This window comes from Mesorhizobium sp. M2E.F.Ca.ET.209.01.1.1 (assembly GCF_004010375.2).
Taxonomy (GTDB): Bacteria; Pseudomonadota; Alphaproteobacteria; order Rhizobiales; family Rhizobiaceae; genus Mesorhizobium.
On the sequence record NZ_SADP02000636.1, the window covers coordinates 1 to 339 of the forward strand.

Genomic DNA, 339 nt, shown 5'->3' on the forward strand with positions numbered 1-339 from the left:
GGAGGTAGCCGATGGCGATCGCGGCCAGAGCCGAGCCGATGAAGGCGGCAAGCCAGGGTCGGATCGTGAAGTGCCTTATTTCGTTGCCCCGGGCGATAATGACCGTGTGGGGCTCCTTGCGCCTGCCGAAAACCGCTGACTGACCGGTTGATTTCACGGGACCGAGCTTTCGTTACGACACCAACGACTGCTCGGAATTACACATTATTAGGGTTAATAAAGTTTTGCAGGCCGCAATGTTTGCGCGTAACCAATTCGCGCATTGCGGGTGATGGGTTGTCTGCCGCCTCAAAGCGCCCGCACGGCCTCGAGCACCTCTTCGGCATGGCCCTTGACGCG

Annotated in this window: 1 pseudogene; it reads right to left on the bottom strand. The window is 59.0% G+C overall.

The window, feature by feature from the left end:
- Nucleotides 1-157, bottom strand: a pseudogene (locus EN852_RS42860) (M23 family peptidase); the annotation flags it as partial.
- Between the last annotated feature and the right edge of the window lie 182 nt (nt 158-339).